Origin of the sequence: Nocardioides sp. (assembly GCF_047602075.1) — a bacterium.
Classification (GTDB): Bacteria; Actinomycetota; Actinomycetes; order Propionibacteriales; family Nocardioidaceae; genus Nocardioides.
Genome location: NZ_JASGIF010000001.1, coordinates 366,722 through 386,773, shown reverse-complemented (window position 1 = coordinate 386,773; position 20,052 = coordinate 366,722). Strand labels below are relative to the sequence as shown.

Genomic DNA, 20,052 nt, shown 5'->3' with positions numbered 1-20,052 from the left:
GATGAAGGCCGGGCGATGAAGGCGGGCACCCCGCGACTCCTGCGCGGCATCAACGACCGCGCGGCACTGGACGTGCTGCTGGAGCAGGGTCCCCTGTCTCGGACCCGGCTCGGCGAGCTGACCGGGCTCTCCAAGCCGACCGCGGGCCAGCTGCTGTCCCGCCTCGAGCAGGACGGCCTGGTCGTCTCCGTCGGCAGCACCGAGGGTGGTCGCGGCCCGCGCGCACAGCTCTACGCCATCAACCCGCGGGCCGCGCTGGTCGCCGGACTCGACGTCACCTCGTCCCGGGTGCTCGCAGCGGTCGCCGACATCACCGGCCGCGTCGTCGGCGAGCACGAGCTGCCCACCCCGCGCCGACCACGGCCCGACGTCGAGGCGCACGTCGAGCAGGCTGTCGCGGGAGCCTGCGCGGCCGCCGGACTGACCACCGACCAGGTGCGACACTTGGTGATCGGCACCCCTGGCGCCCTCGATCCGCGCACCCGACGGCTGCGCTACGCCCGGCACCTACCCGGCTGGCACGACCCCGAGCTCCTCCCCCGCCTGGCTGATGCCTTCGGCCACCCGGTGCAGGTCGAGAACGACGTCAACCTCGCCGCGGTCGCCGAGCGCAAGGTGGGCGCAGCACGCGAGGTCGACGACTTCCTGCTGCTGTGGGCCGACGAGGGCCTGGGTGCCGCCCTGGTCATCGACGGTCGTCTGCACCGCGGTGCGACGGGCGGTGCCGGCGAGGTCGGCTTCCTGCCGCTGCCCGGCACCCCCCTGCGCCGCGACGTACGCCGCGGCAACGCCGGCGGCTTCCAAGAGCTCGCCGGCGGCCGCCAGGTCCTCGCTCTCGCGCGATCGCTCGGCCTGCGGGCGAGCACACCCGCCGGTGCCGTCGCCGCGGCACTCACCACGCCAGGACCGGGCGACGAGCTGATCGACCAGCTGGCCGAGCGCTTCGCGGTCGGGATCGCGGCCATGGTCGCCGTCGTCGACCCGGCGCTGGTCATCCTCACCGGCGGCGTCCTGGTCGCCGGCGGAAGCCGACTGCGCGACGCCATCGACGTCGAGCTCGGCTCCCTGGCCGCCGCGCACCCCACCGTCGCCCTCTCCGGGGTCGAGGGCGACCCCGTCCTGTCCGGTGCCCTGCACACCGCCCTCGGCCTGGCCCGAGACGAGGTCTTCGACACCGTTCGCCATCCCATCACCACGTCGGGCGACGCCCGGCACGTCAGCAGGAGGTCACCATGACCGCAACCAGGAGACTTCGCCTGGCCGGCACCGCGCTCGGGGTCACCCTCGCGCTCACCACGACGGCCTGCATGGGCACGTCCCAGGGCGGCGCGAACGACAACCCCGATGCGGACGTCACCCTCACCTTCTGGCACGGGTGGAGCGCCCCGAGCGAGGTGAAGGCGATCCAGGCCACCATCGACGGCTTCGAGAAGGCCCACCCCAACATCCACGTCAAGGCTGTCGGCGGGATCACCGACGACAAGATCAACCAGGCGCTGCGCGCCGGTGGCGCCAGCGCACCGGACGTGGTGTCGTCGTTCACGACCGACAACGTCGGCCAGTTCTGCACCTCGCACGCCTTCGTCGACCTCAACCCGTTCATGGAGAAGTCGAACATCGACCCGCAGGAGACCTTCCCGGCCGCCCAACTGGAGTACACCCAGTTCGAGGGCAACCAGTGCGCGCTGCCGCTGCTCAGCGACGCCTACGGCCTCTACTACAACAAGGATGCGTTCAAGGCAGCCGGGATCACCGAGCCCCCGAAGACGCTCTCCCAGTTCGACCGGGATGCGGTGAAGCTCACCGAGGTCTCGGGGGACACCTACTCCCAGCTCGGCTTCATGCCGCTCTACCACGGCTACGAGTCTTCGATCACCCACTTCGCGACGCAGTGGTCGCCGACGTACTTCACCTCCGACGGCAAGTCCAACGTCGCCGACGACCAGCCCCTCGCTTCGGCGTACCGCTGGCAGAAGGCACTGGTCGGCAAGCTCGGTGGCTACGAGAAGCTCGAGAAGTATCGCAGCACCTTCGGCGACGAGTGGAGCAACAACAACCCGTTCATGACCGGGCAGGTCGCGATGGCCATCGACGGCGAGTGGCGGGCCGGGATGATCGACGACTCCAACAGCAAGGTGGACTACGGCGTCGCGCCGTTCCCGGTCCCCGACGGGATGGCCGATCAGTACGGCAAGGGCTACATCACCGGCACCATCGTCGGCATCGCGAGCACCAGCAAGAAGCAGAACGCCGCCTGGGAGTTCGTGAAGTACCTCACCAGCGACACCCACGCGGTCGTCAACTTCGCCAACGCGATCCACAACGTGCCGTCCACGTTGGCCGCCCTGCAGTCGCCGGATCTGAACCCGGACCCGAACTTCCAGACCTTCATCAAGATCGCGGCCAACCCGCACAGCAACACCACGCCGTCCAGCCCGAACGGCGGCGCCTACCAGCTCACCCTGCAAGACCTCGGCTATGCCTTCGAGTCCGGCAAGCAGACCGACCTGCAAGCCGGGCTCGACAAGGCTGCGGAGCAGATCGACACCGACATCGCGCAGTCCCAATGAGAATCGGCCCAGTAGGTCGGACCGAGTGAGTACGACGACCAGGAACCCCACGTTGCGGGCACGGCGACGCCGTGAAGCACTCCGCAACGTGGCGTTCCTGTCGCCATGGCTGCTGGGCACCGGGCTGTTCTTCCTCTACCCACTGATCACGACGGCGTGGCTCTCGTTCACCCACTACGACGGTTTCGCAGCACCGACCTGGGACGGGGTGAGCAACTGGCGCTACGTCTTCAAGGACTACCCGTTCTTCTGGCCGGCGCTGCGCAACACACTGTGGTTCGTCGTCGTGCTGGTGTCCCTGCGGCTGGTCATCGGTCTCGTGCTCGGCATGACGGTGATCCGGCTCCGGCGCGGGAGCTCGGTGTTCCGGACGATCTTCTACGCGCCCTACCTCGCTCCCCCGGTCGCGGCGACGTTGGCCTTCGTGTTCCTGCTCAACCCGGGCACCGGGCCGGTCAACTCCATCCTGGGCAACCTCGGCCTGCCGGAGCCGGGCTGGTTCAACGATCCGACCTGGTCCAAGCCGGCGCTGACCCTGCTGGCAGTGTGGGGCGTCGGCGACCTGATGGTGATCTTCATGGCCGCGCTGCTCGACGTACCACGGGAGCTGTACGAAGCGGCCGAGCTCGACGGCGCAGGGCCGATCGGCAGATTCCGCCACGTCACACTGCCGACGCTGCGACCGATCCTCGGCTTCGCGGTGATCACCGGCGTGATCGCCACCATGCAGTACTACACCGAGCCGATGGTGGCCGGCCAGGTCGCCAGCGGCCAGATCGGCGGATCCGGCCAACAGGTCGAACCGGGCTATCCCGGTGGATCAACGCTCACCCTGCCGCAACTGGTCTACAACCTCGGCTTCCAACGCTTCGACATCGGCGCGGCCTGCGTGATCGCGCTCGTGCTCTTCGGCCTGTCGATGGTCTTCGCGCTCTTCTTGATGAGGCGCGGCAGCGTCTTCTTGGGAGGCGACGAGTGAACCGCCAGAGCATGCTGCAGTGGATCGCGGTCCACGCCTTCGCGATCGCCGCCGCGCTGTTCTTCGTGATGCCGTTCGTCTTCGTCGGGCTCACCGCCTTGATGAGCGACCAGCAGACGCTGACCCGAGAGCTGTGGCCGACCCCGTTCGCGTGGCACAACCTGGTGACCGTCTGGCACACGCACGGCTTCGCGAGCTGGTGGCGCAACACGATCATCTACGCGACCGTCGGCACTGCGCTGACCCTGCTGTCGAGCATCCCGGTGGCCTATGCGCTGGCCTGCTTCCGCTTCCGGGGCCGCAACCTGGCGATGATGGTGATCATCGCGACGATGATGCTGCCGCCGCAGGTGGCCATCGTGCCGCTCTACCTCTTCTGGGCGCAGAATCTGCACCTCACCGGAACGCTGTGGCCGCTGATCATCCCACTGGCCTTCGGCGACGCGTTCTCGATCTTCTTGCTGAGGCAGTTCATGCTCACCGTGCCGCGGGAGTATCTCGAGGCGGCCAAGGTCGACGGCTGCAGCGACTTCCGGGCACTGTTGAAGGTGGTGCTGCCGATGACCAGACCGGCGATCGCCGCAGTGGCGCTCTTCCAGTTCTTCTACTGCTGGAACGACTACTTCGGGCCGCAGATCTACACCAGCGAGAACCCTGCCGCCTGGACGCTGAGCTATGGCCTGCAGACCTTCAAGAGCGCGCACCACACCAACTGGAACCTCACCATGGCCGCCACCGTGCTGGTGATGGCGCCGGTGATCGTCTTGTTCTTCTTCGCCCAGAAGGCATTCATCGAGGGCGTCACACTGACGGGAGTCAAGGGATGAAGCTCGCGGTGATCGGGGGCGGGTCCACCTACACCTCCGAGCTGGTCGACGGCCTCGGCCGGATGCGCGATGTGCTGCCGGTGGACGAGCTGGTGCTGGTCGATCCTGCTGCCGAACGGCTCGAGCTGGTTGCCGGCCTCGGCAGGCGGATCCTGCAGCGGCTCGATCACCCTGCCTCGCTGGTGACCAGCACCTCCCTGGCGCCTGCTCTCGACGGGGTGGATGCCGTGCTCGTGCAGCTCCGGGTCGGCGGCCAGGCCGCCCGGCTGCAGGACGAGACCTGGCCGCTGGAGTGTGGCTGCGTGGGTCAGGAGACCACCGGCGCCGGCGGGCTGGCCAAGGCGCTGCGCACGGTGCCGGTCGTGCTCGACCTCGCCGAGCAGGTCGCCGCCGCGGCTCCCCAGGCGTGGATCGTGGACTTCACCAACCCGGTCGGCATCGTCACCCGTGCGCTGCTGCAAGCGGGGCATCGCGCCGTGGGGCTCTGCAACGTGGCGATCGGTTTCCAGCGACGGTTCGCGGCGATGCTGGACGTGTCACCCGACCTGGTGGCCCTGGACCACGTCGGGCTCAATCACCTCACCTGGGAGCGCGCGGCCCGCGTCGACGGCGTCGACCGGCTGCCGGAGATCCTGGACCGGCACGTCGACGAGCTCGCCGCCGACATCGAGCTGCCGGCGGAGCTGATGACGACGCTCGGGGTGGTGCCGTCGTACTACCTGCGCTACTTCTACGCCCACGACGAGGTCGTCCGCGAGCTGATGGATGCCGAGCCGCGCGCGGCCGCGGTGGCCGCGATCGAGCAGCGGCTGTTGGCGATGTACGCCGACCCGACGCTCGACGAGAAGCCGGACCTGCTCATGCAACGGGGCGGCGCCTACTACTCCGAGGCCGCCGTGCAGTTGACTGCGGCCCTGCTCGGCCGAGACGCCGGGCCGTCGGTGCAGGTGGTCAACGTCGGCAACGACGGCACGCTGCCCTTCCTCCCTGACGACGCGGTAGTGGAGGTGCCCGCCGTGGTGGACCGTGCCGGGGTGCGGCCAGCGCCGATAGACCCACTCGCTCCGCTGTACGCCGGACTGGTCGCCGCCGTGACGTCGTACGAGCATCTGGCGCTGGACGCCGCCCTGCACGGTGGCCGGCAGCGGGTCTTCGAGGCGCTGCTCGCTCATCCGCTGGTGGGGCAGATCGACCTCGCCGAGCAGCTGACCGACCGACTCGTCGCCCACAACCACGACCATCTGGCCTGGGCCTGAGATGGACAACTCTCCACCTCGCGCCGCCGTGTTGGCGATCGACGCCGGCAACAGCAAGACCGACGTCGCCCTGGTGTCCAGCGACGGCCGGTTGCTCGGGCGGGCGCGCGGCGGCGCCTTCCACCCACACCGGATCGGAGTCGAGGCCGCCGTCGCCGAGCTCGCGCCGCTGGTCGACAAGGCCCGCATCGAGGCAGGGCTCCCCGCCGATGGCGGGCCGGTCGCAGAGCACGTGTGCGCCTGCCTGGCCAATGCCGATCTCCCGCTCGAGTGCGAGGCGCTGCACGACGCCATCGCTGCGTGGTCGTGGAGCACCACCGTGGAGGTCTTCAACGACACCTTCGGCCTGCTGCGGGCCGGCTTGGACGAGCCGCGCGGAGTCGCGGTCGTGTGCGGTGCCGGCATCAACTGTGCCGGCATGCTCCCGGACGGCCGGACCGCCCGGTTCGCGGCGGTGGGCCACATCTCGGGCGACTGGGGTGGCGGGGGCAACCTGTGGCAGGAGGCGATGTGGTGGGCGGCCCGCGCCGAGGACGGCCGCGGGCCGGACACGCGTCTGCGACAGGCACTGCCCGACCACTTCGCGCTGGACTCGATGGCAGCGCTGATCGAGGCCGTGCACTTCGCGACCCTCTCCGAGCAGCAGTGTCTCGAGCTCACTCCCGTGCTCTTCCAGGTCGCCGAGACCGGTGATCAGGTGGCCGAGGGCCTGGTGCGCCGCCAGGCCGAGGAGGTGACCGGGCTGGCCGTGGCTGCGATGCGAAAGCTCGGCCTCACCGACGAACCGGTCGACGTCGTCCTCGGTGGCGGCGTGCTCACCGCCGGTCACGCCCAACTGCTCGACGAGGTGCACCGTCTGCTCGCCGAGGCAGCCCCGCACGCGACCCCCCGAGTGGTCCGCACTCCCCCGGTCGTCGGCGCCGCCCTCCTCGGCCTGGATCTCCTCGGCGCCCCACCCGCTGCCGCCACTCGGCTCCGGGCAGCCTTCGACGCCGGCTGATCCGCCGTATCGTGACAGGGTGACATCGACTTGGACAGCGATCGACAGCCTGGACGAGCTCGTCGCGATCATCGGCGAGCCGACTGACCGAGTGCGCAACAAGGTGCGCACCCACTTGGCGGACGTCGACCGGCAGTGGCTGGCCGCCTCACCGTTCTGCGTGGTGGGCACCGCCGATGCCGACGGCACCTGCGACGTGTCACCCAAGGGCGACCCGGCGGGCCGGTTGGTGCATGTCCTCGACGACCGGACCATCGCCATCGCGGAGCGACCGGGCAACCGGCGGGTGGACGGCTATCGCAACGTCTTGCGCAACCCGCATGTCGGGCTCAACTTCTTCGTTCCCGGCCGCGGCGACACTCTTCGCATCAACGGACGCGCGCGACTGGTCAGCGAGGCGCCCTTCTTCGACGAGCTCGTGGTGAAGGGACACCGGCCGGTGCTCGCGCTCGTCGTCGAGATCGACGAGGTCTTCCATCACTGCGCGAAGGCCTTCCTCAGGTCGGGCCTCTGGGACCCGGAGACCTGGCATCCGGACGCGCTGCCGCGACGCGCTCTGATCGCCCATCAGCTCGAACCCAACGGGATGACCGTCGAGGAGCTCGACACCTACTACGGCACGCAGTACTCCGCCGGGCTCTACCAGAGCTGATCGGCGCCTGCGCGCTGTGTCTCAGCGTGACTCGAACGCCAGCCGACCCGCGAGGACGGCGAAGCTCGCGGCGAAGACCTTGCGGACGGCGTCGACCACCCGGGGCCGCCGAAGAACGTGGTCGCGGACGAGCGCGGCGCAGATGCCGTAGCCGGCGAAGACCACGAAGGTCATCACCATGAACACCGCGCTCAGGCCGAGCATCGCCGGCACCGCGTCCTGGCCGCTCGGCACGAACTGCGGGAGGAACGCGAAGAAGAAGATGGTGAGCTTGGGGTTCAGCAAGTTCACCGTGACTCCGGTGCTGAGCACTCCCCAAACCGATCCGCCGCCTCCCTGGTCCTCCACGGACAGCACTCCCCTGTCGCGCCAGGTCGCCCAGGCCATGTAGAGGAGATAGCCGACGCCGGCGTACTTCACCACCGCGAACGCGACTCCACTGGCGTGCAGCAGCGCAGCAAGACCGGTGATCGCCGCCACCATGTGCGGCAGCGTCCCCAGCGTGCAGGCGAAGGCAGCGAGCAGGCTGGCCCGTGTCCCTCGGGTCAACCCAGCAGCGATCGTGTAGAGCGCACCGGTCCCCGGGGTTGCGACGATGACCAGAGACGTCAGCAGGAACGCGATAGTCACCCGATCGATGGTAGACGACCGCGTGGTCTCCAGTCCGCCGCCGACCTCCGCTCCCTCCATTCATTTTCACGTTAATTCTCATTGATACGAAATCACCGGAGGGCGTTGACTACCGCCATGTCGACCAAGCGCCCCTACGCGATGCGGGCGCGAGCCAAGTCGGTGGAGGAGACCAGGCGCCGCATCCTCGACGCGGCGGTGCGTCTGGCGGACGACCGACTGATCGCCGACATCAGCCTCAGCGCTACCGCCGAGACAGCGGGCGTGAGCGTCCAGACGGTGCTCCGCCAGTTCGGCACCCGAGCGAGGCTGATCGAGGCCGCCACCGAGCACGCCCTCACCATGGTCGGCGAGGAACGACGGACCGTCCCGGGCGACGTGGACGCCGCCGTCTCAACGGTCCTCGCCCACTACGAGGCGCGCGGTGACGCGACGCTGCTCCTGCTCGCCCAGGAGCAGACCGACCCAGTCGTGCGACGCATCACCGACGCCGCCAAGCAGCTCCACCGCATCTGGGTCACCGATTCGTTCGCACCCCAACTGGCCGCCAACGACGACAACGAGGAGCTCGTCGACCTGCTCGTCGTCGCGACGGATCTCTACACCTGGAAGCTCCTCCGACGCGATCGCGGCCTGAGCAGACGCCGGGTCCACCAGCGCATGACTGCCCTCGTGCGCGCCGTACTCACGGCCGTGCCCACGACACAGATCGGAGAAGAAGATGGCTGACTTCCTGTTCGTCACCTGGGACGGCGGCGGCAATGTCCCGCCGGCCATCGCCGTGGCCCACGAGCTCCAGGCTCGTGGTCACCAGGTTCGCTTCCTCGGTCACGCGAGCCAAGAGAAGGCGCTCACCGAGGCGGGGATCCCCTTCGTCCGTCCCCAGCACGCTCGGCAGTTCGACGGCCGCGTCCCCCACTCCCCGCTCGAGATGATGGCCACCTTCGGCGACACGGGGATGGGGCGCGACCTGCTCGACACCCTCAAGCAGCAGCCAGCGGACCTGGTCGTCATCGACTGCCTGATGATCGGGGCGATGGACGCGGCGCGGCGGTCGGGTGTGAAGTACGCCGTCCTGGAGCACATGTACGACGAGTATGTGCGACGTGTCGTCCTCGGTGGACCGATGGGCGGCTACTTCAGGCTCAGGCGCCTACCGCCTCGCCCGGCGATTGAGGCAGCCGCGCTGAGGATCGTGGCGACCCTGCCCGAGCTGGACCCCGTCCCCGCCGACCCACGCATCGCCCAGGTCGGACCGATCGTCCCGGCAGCGACACCAGCGGAGCCCTGGGACGACCCGATGGTGTTGGTGAGTCTCAGCACGTTCGGCTTCCGTGGGATGGAGGACTGCCTCCAGCGTGTCGTCGACGCGACCGCCGACCTACCCGCCCGGGTCGTCGTCACGACCGGGCCGGTCATCGACCCTGGTTCTCTCCGACTCCCCGCTCACGCCGAGGCGCACCGGCCTGGTCGGCGTCAGCGACGCCCCGCGCTGAACGCCGCTGCGCTGTGCGAGGCCCCTCCGGTCGAGGGCCGGCTGGAGCGGCGACGCGAGCTCTTCTGGCCCGGCGACCGTTGCCCGGCAGGCTGCTTGGCCGAGGTCTTCTGCTGCTGACCGCCCGTCCCGCGCTGACCGCCCGTCCCGCGCTGACCACTCGTCCCGCGCTGGCCACTGGTCCCACGCTGACCACTCGTCCCACGCTGACCGGGCCGGCGGCGACGCCGCCCCTTGCTCCCGGACCTGTTCTCGGATCCGGTGCTGCGGGTCGGCTGAGCAGGGCTCGCGGCGGCCTCGGTCGGGTCCACGAGCAGCCGCTCGCCGGGTGCAAGCTCGGCGAGCACCGGGTGTCGCGCATCGCTGAGTCGGGTGGTGTGCGGCCGGATGCCAGCGGCCCGGGTGAGGGCTCGCACGTCGTTGACCTGCTCGCTCGTCATCAAGGTGATGACGGTGCCGCCCTTGCCGGCTCGTGCCGTCCGGCCCGATCGGTGCAGGTAGGCCTTGTGCTCGGTCGGCGGATCGGCGTGGACCACGAGCGCGACGTCGTCGACGTGGATGCCGCGCGCGGCGATGTCGGTGGCGACCAGGGTGGAGGCCCGGCCCTGGTGGAAGGCGTCGAGGTTGCGGGTGCGGGCGTTCTGGCCGAGGTTTCCGTGCAGCTCGACGGCGCGGACACCGCTGCGGTTGAGCTGTCGGGCCAGCGCCTTCGCACCGTGCTTGGTGCGGGTGAAGACCACCGTCCGACCCGGCGCGCTGGTCAGGTCGACGAGGACCGGGAGCCGATGCTCGCGCTCGATGTGCAGGACGTGGTGGGACATCGTCGCCACCGGCGCCTGCACCGAGTCGGCCTCGTGGGTGACCGGATCGACCAGGAACTGCTTGACCAGCGTGTTCACCCCGCGGTCGAGGGTCGCCGAGAACAGCAGCCGTTGGCTGCCGCGGGGCGTCTTGGTGAGCAGGCGACGCACCGCGGGCAGGAAGCCGAGATCGGCCATGTGGTCGGCCTCGTCGAGGACGGTGATCTCCACGTGGGACAGGCTGCAGTGTCCCTGGGAGATCAGATCCTCCAGCCGACCGGGGCAGGCGACCACGATGTCGACGCCGCGGCGCAGCGCGTTGACCTGTGGGTTCTGGCCGACCCCACCGAAGACGGTGCGTGAGGTCAGACCAGCGGCCTTGGCCAACGGCGCGAGGGCCTCGTCGATCTGGCCGACCAGCTCACGTGTCGGCGCCAGGATCAGGGCACGAGGTGCCTTGGCACGGGTCTGCCCACCAGAGCTGAGTCGAGCGACGAGAGGAAGGAGGAAGGCGTAGGTCTTGCCGGAGCCGGTCCGGCCACGTCCGAGGACATCGCGGCCGGCAAGAGAGTCGGGCAGCGTCGCTGCCTGGATGGGAGTAGGGGTCGAGATGCCGAGCTCGGCAAGAACGTCGACCAGGAGCGCAGGCACGCCCAGGGCTGGGAAGGTTGACATCAGGAAGTCGCAATCTGGCTAGGGGTGTCTCGCCGGCAGCCGGGATCCGATGGTCTCGGGGGCCACGCACGGAGCAGCAGTGTCAAGTGCTTCGACGTGCGGACAACTCGCGGCGAGAACTCAACGAGTTGAGGCCCTCATCCTATCTGGCCAGGCCGACGATCCCCGCATCGGCGCGCTGCATCCCCCATCTGCCGCGGTGCTGTGGTGGCTGAGAACTCGGAATACAGGGCAATTTGCCACGACAAGACCGCGGCAGACGCACGAAGACCGCGGCAGTCCGTCTCGCGGAGGCCCCGGATAGCCTGCGGACGTGGAAGGCATCCGCGGGCTGCTGCACTCGGCCAAGCTGATCGGTCCGGCCAACTCGCTGCGAGCGGTGCGGTTCGCCCGGCGCCGTGACGGTGTCGATCGGCGGCTGGCGCCGGTCCCCCGCACCCCGAGGAGGACCCCTGGGCGCCTCCGAGAGGCCCGCGTCACGGCGACCGGCACCGTCATCGACTTCGAGGACGCTCGTCTGGAGGTTCGCTTCCCTCGGGCCGGGCAGGTGTCTCTGGGGTGGGATGGCGCTCTGGACGAGCCGTCGTACGCCGTCCTCGCCGAGGCCGCCACCGACTTGCTCGACCTTCCCTCCCCCGAGCCTCCGTCGGTAAAGCTTCTCGAGACCGACGACGGCTGGCGTGTCATCGGGCCAGGAATCACCCTGGAGGTCACCGCGGCCGGGGCGGTCACCTTCCTCGACGACGACGGCAGGGTGCGCCGCAGCGACGAATCGCCCGCCTGGGACGGTGCCGGGTGGACACTGCGCACGCGGCTCACCGAGGACAACACCGTGCACGGTCTCGGCGGGCGGGCCCAGTGGGATCTGCGCGGTCGCAGGTACAGCTGCTGGAACACCGATCCTGGCGGCGCCTGGCTGCCCGAGGACGACCCGCTCTATGTGACGACGCCGGTCTATGCCGTGCTCGACGACCACGGGGCGGCGCACTGCCTGGTCGACAACCCGTGCCCCGGCACGGTCGACCTCACTCGCGACGAGCTCGTGGCCTCCTTCGAGTCCGGGCCGCTGCGGATCCACGTCTCCGTCGGCAGCCTCCCCGAGACGCTGGACGCCTACACGGCGCTCACTGGTCGGCCGACTCCCCCACCGCGGTGGGCATTGGGCTACCACCAGGCGCGCTGGGGCTACAACTCCGCGCACGCCGTCCGGGAGGTGGCGCAAGGCTTCCGCGATCGTGGTCTGCCGCTGTCGGCCATGCACGTCGACATCGACCACATGGAGCGGTTCCGCAACTTCAGCTTCGGCGAGCAAGGCTGGGCCGACCCTGCCGGACTCGTCGACAATCTCGCCGCCGACGACGTCCGACTCGTGGTGATCGTGGACGCCGGCCTCGCCCGGGACGACAGCTATCCCATCTATCGCGAGGCAGTGGCCGGGAATCATCTCTGCCGCCTTCCCGACCGCACAGGCGACGACGGACCCGTCCTGGAAGGCGTCGTCTGGCCGGGCCGGACCGTCTTCCCCGACTTCGCCCACCCCGCGGCTCGGCGGTGGTGGGGTGAACAGCTCGCGTTCTACACCGACCTCGGCGTCGCCGGCTTCTGGCACGACATGAACGAGCCCTCCTGCTTCGCCGCCTGGGGCGATCCGACCTTCCCGCTAGCGGTCCGGCATCGCACCGACGCCGGGGTCGTCGACCATCGCAAGCTCCACAACGTCTACGGCCAGCAGATGTGCCGGGCGTCGTACGACGGCCTGCGGAGGCTTCAGCCCGACCGCCGGCCGTTCCTGTTCTCCCGCAGCGGATGGGCGGGCTCCCAACGCTACGGCGGCCACTGGAGCGGCGACGTCGAGACGGCCTGGTCAGCGCTGTCTGGCTCCCTCGACCAGTGCTTGGGATTCGGCATCTCCGGAGTCGGCTACTACGGCCCCGATATCGGTGGCTTCACCGGCGAGCCCTCTCCGGAGCTGTTCACTCGCTGGTTCCAGCTGGCGTCCTTCTTGCCGTTCTTCCGAACCCACTGCGCCTGGCATCTGCCGCGGCGAGAGCCGTGGGAGTGGGGCGAGGAGGTGCTGTCCCACCTGCGCGGAGCGCTCGAGCGGCGCTATCGGCTGCTCCCCTTCTGGTACACGCTGGCGCTGGAGAACGCCCGCACCGGCGCACCGTACGTCCGGCCAATCGCGTGGTGTGACCCTTCCCGCCGGACCGAGAGCAACGCCTTCCTGCTCGGCGACGATGTCCTGGTGGCGCCGGTGCTCGAGGAGCGCGCGCGTTCGATCACCGTGAGGCTGCCGGCAGGGACATGGAGCCATGGTGAGACCGGCGAGCGGTTCTCTGGACGAATCGACCTAGCCGTCGGGCCTAGTGACACGCCGTGGTTCGTCCGCGCCGGCGCGATCATCCCGACCGAGGACGACGGTGACCTCGTCCTCCTGGTCGCGCCGCCCGATGACGAGACACCCCCTGGCGGCCACCTGCTGACCGACGCGGGCGACGGCTGGGACGAGCCTCATCACGAGCGCTACCGGGTCGCCGAGGCGGATGGCGCCCTCGTCGTCACCCGCGAGGTGATCCACCAGGGGGACTTCCCGTTCGGCGGCGTGACCGCCATGACTGTCGGCGGCGGCCAGGTCCACGTGAGCTAGCGATCTGCCAAGCGGGGAGGTATCCCTCAGGAACGCAGCCCTCGAGTCGTACGAGGAGGCGCATGTGATGGCCGACCTCGGGCGGGTTTGCGCGCACAACGGTCAGGCGACACTCGCCGGCGCCCATGACGGTGTGGACGTAGTCCAGGAGGGGGCTCGGAACCCAACCGAGGCGGGTGTCGTCTGTGGTGACCAAGACTGCGCGAGGGTCAGCCGGGTTCTCAGGCTCGGTTAGGAGCCGGAGCTCTTGCCCGGTCGATAGGTGCTCGATCTCGTCCGAAGCACCCTCGTTGTAGCGGATGCCGTGCACGAGAAACACACACTCCGTATGTCCATCGTCGGTGAGATTCGGCGTCTGGAGCAGTTCAATGGTGTCGCCTGCCCGACGACCTCCGGAGCGGGCCAGGAACTCCATTGGCGCAGCGTCCGCACCCAGGTCGAGAGCATCCAAGAGGGACAGCCGATCAGGTCGAGCCTCGTCGAAGACGCGTTCGGCGAAGATTGCGAACAAATGTGGCGCGACGTACTCCTGATCCAGGGACGAGAAGCCGAGGAAAGGCCGGAATCCTTCCAGTTCTGCTGCGCCTTCGAGGTAGCGAAAGTGATACGTGTCGCGGGTTCGCCACAGCAAGCCCACGGCGTGGTAGCGGCGGGTCTGTGGGTTCCGCCAAGTCACGAGCAACTGACTATCCGGTCGGGGCGTCGCACGCTCAGTGGCTGGGAGCGCTTGAGTGGTCACCACTAAGCAGCCTCCTTTAGTTTGTCTTTGGCAACTGTAGACAGAACCTTCGGCAGGGGTTCGACATTTCTGCGGTCTCGGAGACGATCCCCTCCCACGCGTCCGCGGTCACGGCCCGCAGCCTATCGAGCCAATACGCAGCGGTGCCCGGACTTGCCGCGGCGAGTGCTTGGAGGGCGAAGTCGACCAAGGTCACGGCACGACCGCCCTCGAAGCGATCTGCCATCCCCCGATTCGCCCAGACAACAAGCTCCCGGGTCCGACTCCAGTTGCCGCAGTCGCCGCATATCCAACAGGTTGAACCCGAGCGAATTCCCGTGGTCGTAGGACGGTGCCAACGTCACCACTCCATCCGAGCTGCGAAGGACCGCCCAATTCTCTTCGTGGCGGTCCCGATTGGCGACCAACGCGTCCAAGATCAGGTACCCACAGAACTGGTCGAACGCGGTGAACGCTCCGCCTCCCATCGCTGGCGCGGCTAGGGGGTGGAGCACCGTCCGTATGTTCGTGAGGTTGTGTCCAAGCCGCTCCTTCGCACGTGGCACCAGGCGTTGATCGATCTCACCGATGAGCACCGCACCGGTCTGCATCTCCACGCCCCGACCCGCGAGGTCGAAGGACAAGAGGCCCGGATGGCCATTGCGAGTTGCCATCTCGATACGAGCGGCCGGAACACCAATCTCATTGGCGATCTGCTCCACCGCCTTCTCGGCCCAGTCCTCACCTTGGCGGCGACCTTCCTTGGCAACGACTGGCTTGAACAGAGCGGACTCGTCCGATTCCGGGACCAGTAGCCAGACATTGGCGTCACTGCCACCGGGTTCGGGGAAGCGCACCACCCAGTCACTCACGTCGACGATCGGATGGGTGGTCACAGCGTCAACGTATCGGGAACACCGGAGCGTCCCGCTCATCTCCGTTGGCGCGATATGCGCGTCGAAAGAGGTCCCGCTCTCTAGGCACGGGCAAGAGGACGGCCGCAGGCAGCCACGCGGCTCACCGGATATGCAGGAACACGTTGTCCAGACGGCCGTTGAACTGGTCGGTGTCCGCCGCGATGCGCCCGTGCGGACCGAGCTTGCCACCCACCGACACGGTGATCTTGCGGCGGAACGACAACTCGCCCGCTGCCCCGACATCGGAGTCGACCCGGTGCACCGGGCCCCAGTGGTCGGGGTGCTCGCGCTGCCGCACCGTGAGGACCAGCCTCTCGCCGCCCTCCACGAACTGGCGGCTGCAACGGGCCCGATACCACTCGGTGGGCTTCAAGGCGACCTCGGACTCTGCCACCAGCACGCCGTCCGAGCCCTCGACCCGGCACCCGAACCGTCCGTGATCGACCTGCAGTTTGAACTGCGTCGCGTTGTTGAAGCGGCCGCGCTGCACGATGTTGTTGCCGTTGTCGTCCATGGTGCCCGTGTTGACCTCGTCGAGCTTGACGTCCGCACCGAGGCTGAACGGACGTCGGCCGGGCTCGAGGCCGTCGACCTTCCCCTTGGCACGCACGGAGATCACCGCCCTGGCGCCGTCCTCGAGGCCGTCGTACGCCGGGAACTCGGCGACCCGCGAGTGGAGTGCCCTCGCTCGACGAGCGATCACCTGCCCATCCCCGAGGGTCACCGTGGTGGAGGTGACTCGCGCGGTGCCCGCGTTGAAGGGCGACGTGATCGGGGCACCTTTCGGCACGTCGTCGAACAGCAACAACGCCTGGTCCCCAGATGGCTTGGCCACCGCGGGACCCGCGGTGACGACCACCGTCGCCACCGCGGCCACACCAGCTGCGATCCGGAGCCCGGTCTCCTTCACGGATCAGTTGATTCGGAAGAAGGCGTTGTCGACGCGGCCGTTGAACTGCTCGACTCGGCTAGGCACCGAGAGGTTGTCCTTCAGCCGTCCGCCGATGGTCAGCGGCCGCTCCTTGGCGATCTTCACGCGGCCCAGGACGGCGTTCTCGCTCACGGTCTCGACCGGGACCACGCGACCACGCTTGGTCAGCCGATTGACCGTCAGGGTCACGTCCTTGCCCGCGGCGGCCCGAGACACCGCGCAGGAGACGCGGTACCAGTACTTGGAGCTCACCGGGTCGGCGGAGCGGAGGAACACATCACCCTGGCTGCCCTTGACCCGGCACTCGATGTAACTCTTGTCCACCTGGATCTTGTACTGCGGCGCCTGACTGTAGAACCCACGCTGGATCAGGTTGTTGCCGTCGTCGCGGGGAGCGATCGCGGCCTCGTCGATCCGGAAGTCCGCGCCGAAGGCGAACGGGCGCTTGCGCGGGTTCAGCGGGTCCTTCTTGCCGCCGGGAAGGACGGCGACGACCGCACGCGGGGCGCCGCCGCCGGGGGCGTAGTTCGGGAAGTCGGCAACGCGAGACTTGGTGGGCTTCGCCTTGCGGGCGATGACCTTGCCGTGCTTGGCCTTCTTCACCGTGATCACGACACGGTGAGACTTGCCGGAGTTGACCGGGTGCTTGATCGACTTGCCCGGCTCGGTGTTATCGAAGCGCAGCCAGAGCTCGTCGGACTTCTTGGCTTGCGCCCCGGGTGCTGCCGCCAGCAGTGCTGCCAGGGCGACGGCTACGGCCACCAGCGGCCGCATGGACTTACGTGACATTCGGGATACCCCCAAGAGTGATCGCAGGTGGAGGATAGCCGTCGTCACGCCGGATTCACTCATCGCGAGAGAGGAATCTGCCCGCCCTGGCGGAAATGTCCCCTCAACTGTTGACAATCGGATGACCCCTTCCGTCACGCCGCCCCCCCAAGTCACGGTTGTCACAGTGACGTGACGACGCTAGGCCCAGAAGATCCGCTCCACCACGTCGTGCGCGCGGCGGGTCACCCGCAGGTAGTCGTTGACCATCCGATCAGACTCACCGGGTCGGTAGCCGAGCACGCTCGCGGTTGCGGCGCGCTCCCGAGCGTCGCGGGGCAGCTGGTCGGACGCCTTGCCCCGCACCAGCGTGGTCGCGTTGCGCATGTGGCTGACCGCCCGCCAGGCGGTCGCGAGGGTCTCGGCGTCGATAGACGCGACCAGCCCGGCGGCCTGGGCTGCTTCGAGCGCCTCCAGGGTCCGCGTGCTGCGCAGCGCGGCGTGGGCGCCGGCGTAGCGCATCTGGAGCAGCTGGACCGTCCACTCCACGTCGGCCAGGCCGCCGCGGCCCAGCTTGAGGTGAGTGTGCGGATCGGCCCCCCGTGGCAGCCGCTCCTGGTCGACTCGCGCCTTGATCCGGCGCACCTCGCGGACGTCGGCCTCGGCGAGCCCACCGGCGGGGAAGCGGAGCGGATCGATCAACTCGGCGAAACGCTGGCGCAGATCGGCGTCGCCCACCACCGGGTCGGCTCGGAGCAGCGCCTGGAACTCCCAGACCTTCGACCACTTCGCGTAGTAGGCGGCGTAGGAGTCCAGCGTCCTGACCAGCGGCCCCTGCTTGCCCTCGGGCCGGAGATCGGCGTCCACGAGCAGCGCCGGGTCGGTGCCGGGCAGTGCCAGCAGTCGCCGCAACTCGTTGCACACCGTCATCGCGAACACGGTCGCCTCGTGCGGGTCGGCGCCCGCGACCGGGTCGTGGACGAACATCACGTCGGCGTCACTGCCGTAGGACAGCTCGAAGCCGCCGTACCTCCCCATGGCGACGATCGCGATCCGGGTCGGCGGCTCGGGCAGACCGCGCTGCTGGACGGCCACCTGGGTCGCCACCTCGAGCGTCGTCTCCAGCGTCGCGTCGGTCACCCGTGACAGTCCGGCGCCGACCGCCTCGACCTCGACCTGGCCCAGCAGGTCGGCCGCAGCGATCCGGAACAGCTCTCGACGACGGATCCCCCGGATCATCCGCACCGCTTCCTCGGCGGACTGCTGGCGCCCCGCGGCGGCGCGCATCTCCGTGGTGATCGCCTCGGCAGTCAGCGGGTGCAGGTCCTCGCCGAGGAGCCGCACCCCCTCCGGCTCCCGCTGGAGCAGATCGGTCGCGTAGCGCGAGGTCGCCAGCAGGTGCGCCAACCGCTCGGCCACCTCACCCTCGTCGCGCAGAGTCTTCAGATACCAGTGCGTGCGGCCCAGCGACTCGCTGATCCTGCGGAAGCCGGCCAACCCGGCATCCGGATCGGGGGCATCCGCGAACCACTCCAGCAGGACCGGCAGCAGGGTCCGCTGGATCGCTGCGGTCCGTGAGACCCCACTCGTCAGCGCCTCGAGATGCCTCAGCGCAGCTTCCGGGTCCTGATAGCCCAACGCGGCCAGCCGGGCCCGGGCGGCCTCGGGCGATAGCCGCGCGTCTTCCCCGGGGATCCTGGCCACGGCGGCCAGCAGCGGCCGGTAGAAGAGCTTCTCGTGCAGCCTGCGCACCTCACGCCGGTGGTGGGTCCACTCCTTCTCGAGGGCCTCCACCGGGTCCTTCATGAAGCCCATCGAACGGCCGAGCTGGCGCAGCGACTCCTCACCGTCCGGCACCACATGAGTGCGGCGCAGCTGACGCAGCTGGATGCGGTGCTCAAGGGTGCGCAAGAAGGCGTAGGCGGCGGCCATCGCCTCGCCGTCCTCCCGACCGATGTAGCCGCCCTGGGTGAGCTCGGCGAGCGCACTGAGGGTGGTGGGTGCGTGGATCGTGTCGTCGGTGCGGCCATGCACCAGCTGCAGCAGCTGGACGGCGAACTCGACGTCGCGCAGTCCGCCGGAGCCGAGCTTCAGCTGCCGAGCGGCCTCTCGCGCCGGGATGTGATCGACGACCCGGCGGCGCATCGCCTGCACGTCCTCGACAAAGCCGTCCCGGCCGGCCACGCTCCACACCATCGCAGACACCATCGTGGTGAACTCCTCGCCCAACGCCAGGTCGCCCGCCACGGCCCGGGCCTTGAGCAGGGCCTGGAACTCCCAGGTCTTGGCCCACCGTTCGTAGTAGCCACGGTGGCTGGCCAGCGTCCGCACCAAAGGTCCGGCCTTGCCTTCTGGGCGCAGGGCAGCGTCCACGGGCCAGATGGTCCCCTCGGCGGTGTGGTCTGAGCAGACCTGGATGAGCCCGGCCGCGAGGCTGCTCGCCACGCGCAGCGCGCTCTGCTCGTCTGCGCCCTCGACAGGCTCGGCCACGAAGATGACGTCCACGTCGGAGACGTAGTTGAGCTCGTGTCCTCCGCACTTGCCCATCGCGATCACAGCCAGCCGCGCATCGTTCGCGGTGGGACCGACTCGCTCTCGGGCGATGGCGAGAGCGGCGTCGAGGGTGCCGGCAGCGAGGTCGGAGAGCTCGGCCGCCGCGTCGTCGACCCCGACATGGTGGGCTAGGTCGCGGGAGGCGAGCCGGACCAGGTGGCGGCGATACTCCACGCGGAGGGCGTCGACGGCGCCCGCACCCAGGGTGGCTGTCGGCTGGTCGTCGTGCGGGTCTGCGCCGACAGCGCGGAGCAGGGCGGCGCGGACGGCGTACGCCGCTGGGCGGGTCGCGCCCAGGTCGGGATCACGCAGCTCGGTCCACTGCTCGGGGTGACGGACCAGGTGGTCGGCGAGCGCCTGACTGGCCCCGAGGACCATCAGCAGCCGCATCGCGGTGCCTTCGTCGTCGGTCAGCGCCGTCAGCAGCGCTGCCGGGTCGGGAGCCGTCTCGGTGAGCCGGACCAGGGCTGCGAGCGCCTGATCCGGGTCAGCGGTCCGCGCCAGGATCGCCAGCAGAGGCTCGGCGGCCGAACCCAGTCGCTCCAGGCGGCTACGGGCAGCCGACGGATCCTGGAAGCCCAGCCGCACCAGGCTCTGGCGGCTCAAGACGTCGACCGAACGAGGCATCGGTGGC

The 20,052-nt window shown here is 69.2% G+C and carries 17 protein-coding genes and 1 pseudogene; 11 read left to right on the top strand and 7 right to left on the bottom strand.

Annotation, left to right across the window (positions count from 1 at the left end; all coding sequences use genetic code 11):
- The first annotated feature begins 15 nt into the window (after positions 1 to 15).
- From QM714_RS02040 to QM714_RS02010, 7 genes are read left to right on the top strand one after another with little or no spacing between them, the layout of a single operon-like run.
- Positions 16 to 1,236: an ROK family protein gene (locus QM714_RS02040; protein ID WP_415097119.1), complete on the top strand. Its 1,221-nt coding sequence runs from the start codon at positions 16 to 18 to the stop codon at positions 1,234 to 1,236.
- On the top strand, positions 1,233 to 2,570 hold the full coding sequence (locus tag QM714_RS02035; protein WP_415097117.1) for an ABC transporter substrate-binding protein: 1,338 nt from the start codon (positions 1,233 to 1,235) through the stop codon (positions 2,568 to 2,570). Before QM714_RS02040 ends, QM714_RS02035 begins: the two co-directional genes overlap by 4 nt.
- Positions 2,571 to 2,595: 25 nt before the next feature.
- Entirely contained in the window at positions 2,596 to 3,549 is a 954-nt protein-coding gene (locus QM714_RS02030) for a carbohydrate ABC transporter permease (protein ID WP_415097115.1), read from the top strand.
- Entirely contained in the window at positions 3,546 to 4,376 is an 831-nt protein-coding gene (locus QM714_RS02025) for a carbohydrate ABC transporter permease (protein ID WP_415097113.1), read from the top strand. The genes QM714_RS02030 and QM714_RS02025 overlap by 4 nt, the downstream gene beginning before the upstream one ends.
- The gene (locus QM714_RS02020; protein WP_415097111.1) at positions 4,373 to 5,632 is read left to right on the top strand and encodes a 6-phospho-beta-glucosidase; all 1,260 of its coding nucleotides are present in this window, start codon (positions 4,373 to 4,375) and stop codon (positions 5,630 to 5,632) included. The genes QM714_RS02025 and QM714_RS02020 overlap by 4 nt, the downstream gene beginning before the upstream one ends.
- Before the next feature lies 1 nt (position 5,633).
- On the top strand, positions 5,634 to 6,632 hold the full coding sequence (locus tag QM714_RS02015) for an N-acetylglucosamine kinase (RefSeq protein WP_415097109.1): 999 nt from the start codon (positions 5,634 to 5,636) through the stop codon (positions 6,630 to 6,632).
- A 19-nt stretch (positions 6,633 to 6,651) separates the two neighbouring features.
- Positions 6,652 to 7,284, top strand: a complete 633-nt coding sequence (locus tag QM714_RS02010) for a pyridoxamine 5'-phosphate oxidase family protein (RefSeq protein ID WP_415097107.1) — start codon at positions 6,652 to 6,654, stop codon at positions 7,282 to 7,284.
- 21 nt (positions 7,285 to 7,305) lie between these two features.
- On the opposite strand, the gene QM714_RS02005 is transcribed toward QM714_RS02010, so the two are convergent.
- On the bottom strand, positions 7,306 to 7,914 hold the full coding sequence (locus QM714_RS02005; protein ID WP_415097105.1) for a LysE family translocator: 609 nt from the start codon (positions 7,912 to 7,914) through the stop codon (positions 7,306 to 7,308).
- Between the two features lie 117 nt (positions 7,915 to 8,031).
- Between QM714_RS02005 and QM714_RS02000 the strand changes: the two genes are divergently transcribed.
- On the top strand, positions 8,032 to 8,643 hold the full coding sequence (locus QM714_RS02000) for a TetR/AcrR family transcriptional regulator (RefSeq protein ID WP_415097103.1): 612 nt from the start codon (positions 8,032 to 8,034) through the stop codon (positions 8,641 to 8,643).
- A pseudogene (locus QM714_RS01995) lies at positions 8,636 to 8,782 on the top strand (glycosyltransferase); the annotation flags it as partial. The gene QM714_RS02000 and the pseudogene QM714_RS01995, both read left to right, overlap by 8 nt.
- 608 nt (positions 8,783 to 9,390) lie before the next feature.
- On the opposite strand, the gene QM714_RS01990 reads toward QM714_RS01995, so the two are convergent.
- A complete protein-coding gene (locus tag QM714_RS01990) occupies positions 9,391 to 10,884 on the bottom strand; it encodes a DEAD/DEAH box helicase (protein WP_415097101.1) in 1,494 nt (497 codons plus the stop codon).
- A gap of 313 nt (positions 10,885 to 11,197) precedes the next feature.
- Here QM714_RS01990 and QM714_RS01985 point away from each other — a divergent pair, with 313 nt between their 5' ends.
- The gene (locus QM714_RS01985) at positions 11,198 to 13,531 is read left to right on the top strand and encodes a glycoside hydrolase family 31 protein (RefSeq protein ID WP_415097099.1); all 2,334 of its coding nucleotides are present in this window, start codon (positions 11,198 to 11,200) and stop codon (positions 13,529 to 13,531) included.
- Here QM714_RS01985 and QM714_RS01980 read toward each other — a convergent pair.
- On the bottom strand, positions 13,443 to 13,946 hold the full coding sequence (locus QM714_RS01980) for an HIRAN domain-containing protein (protein WP_415100941.1): 504 nt from the start codon (positions 13,944 to 13,946) through the stop codon (positions 13,443 to 13,445). The genes QM714_RS01985 and QM714_RS01980 overlap by 89 nt on opposite strands.
- Here QM714_RS01980 and QM714_RS01975 point away from each other — a divergent pair.
- Positions 13,860 to 14,276, top strand: coding sequence for a hypothetical protein (locus QM714_RS01975; protein WP_415101090.1), 417 nt, complete (start codon positions 13,860 to 13,862; stop codon positions 14,274 to 14,276). The two genes, QM714_RS01980 and QM714_RS01975, sit on opposite strands and share 87 nt — an antisense overlap.
- A gap of 116 nt (positions 14,277 to 14,392) precedes the next feature.
- On the opposite strand, the gene QM714_RS01970 is transcribed toward QM714_RS01975, so the two are convergent.
- The 4 genes from QM714_RS01970 to QM714_RS01955 form a co-directional block, all read right to left on the bottom strand.
- Positions 14,393 to 15,145 carry a HipA domain-containing protein gene (locus QM714_RS01970; RefSeq protein ID WP_415097097.1) on the bottom strand — a complete coding sequence of 251 codons (753 nt, stop codon included), beginning with the start codon at positions 15,143 to 15,145 and terminating at the stop codon, positions 14,393 to 14,395.
- 121 nt (positions 15,146 to 15,266) lie between these two features.
- Complete coding sequence (locus QM714_RS01965) at positions 15,267 to 16,076, bottom strand: hypothetical protein (protein WP_415097095.1); 810 nt, start codon at positions 16,074 to 16,076, stop codon at positions 15,267 to 15,269.
- A gap of 3 nt (positions 16,077 to 16,079) precedes the next feature.
- Entirely contained in the window at positions 16,080 to 16,886 is an 807-nt protein-coding gene (locus QM714_RS01960) for a hypothetical protein (protein ID WP_415097093.1), read from the bottom strand.
- Between the two features lie 180 nt (positions 16,887 to 17,066).
- On the bottom strand, positions 17,067 to 20,045 hold the full coding sequence (locus QM714_RS01955; RefSeq protein ID WP_415097091.1) for a bifunctional [glutamine synthetase] adenylyltransferase/[glutamine synthetase]-adenylyl-L-tyrosine phosphorylase: 2,979 nt from the start codon (positions 20,043 to 20,045) through the stop codon (positions 17,067 to 17,069).
- Positions 20,046 to 20,052 lie beyond the last annotated feature (7 nt).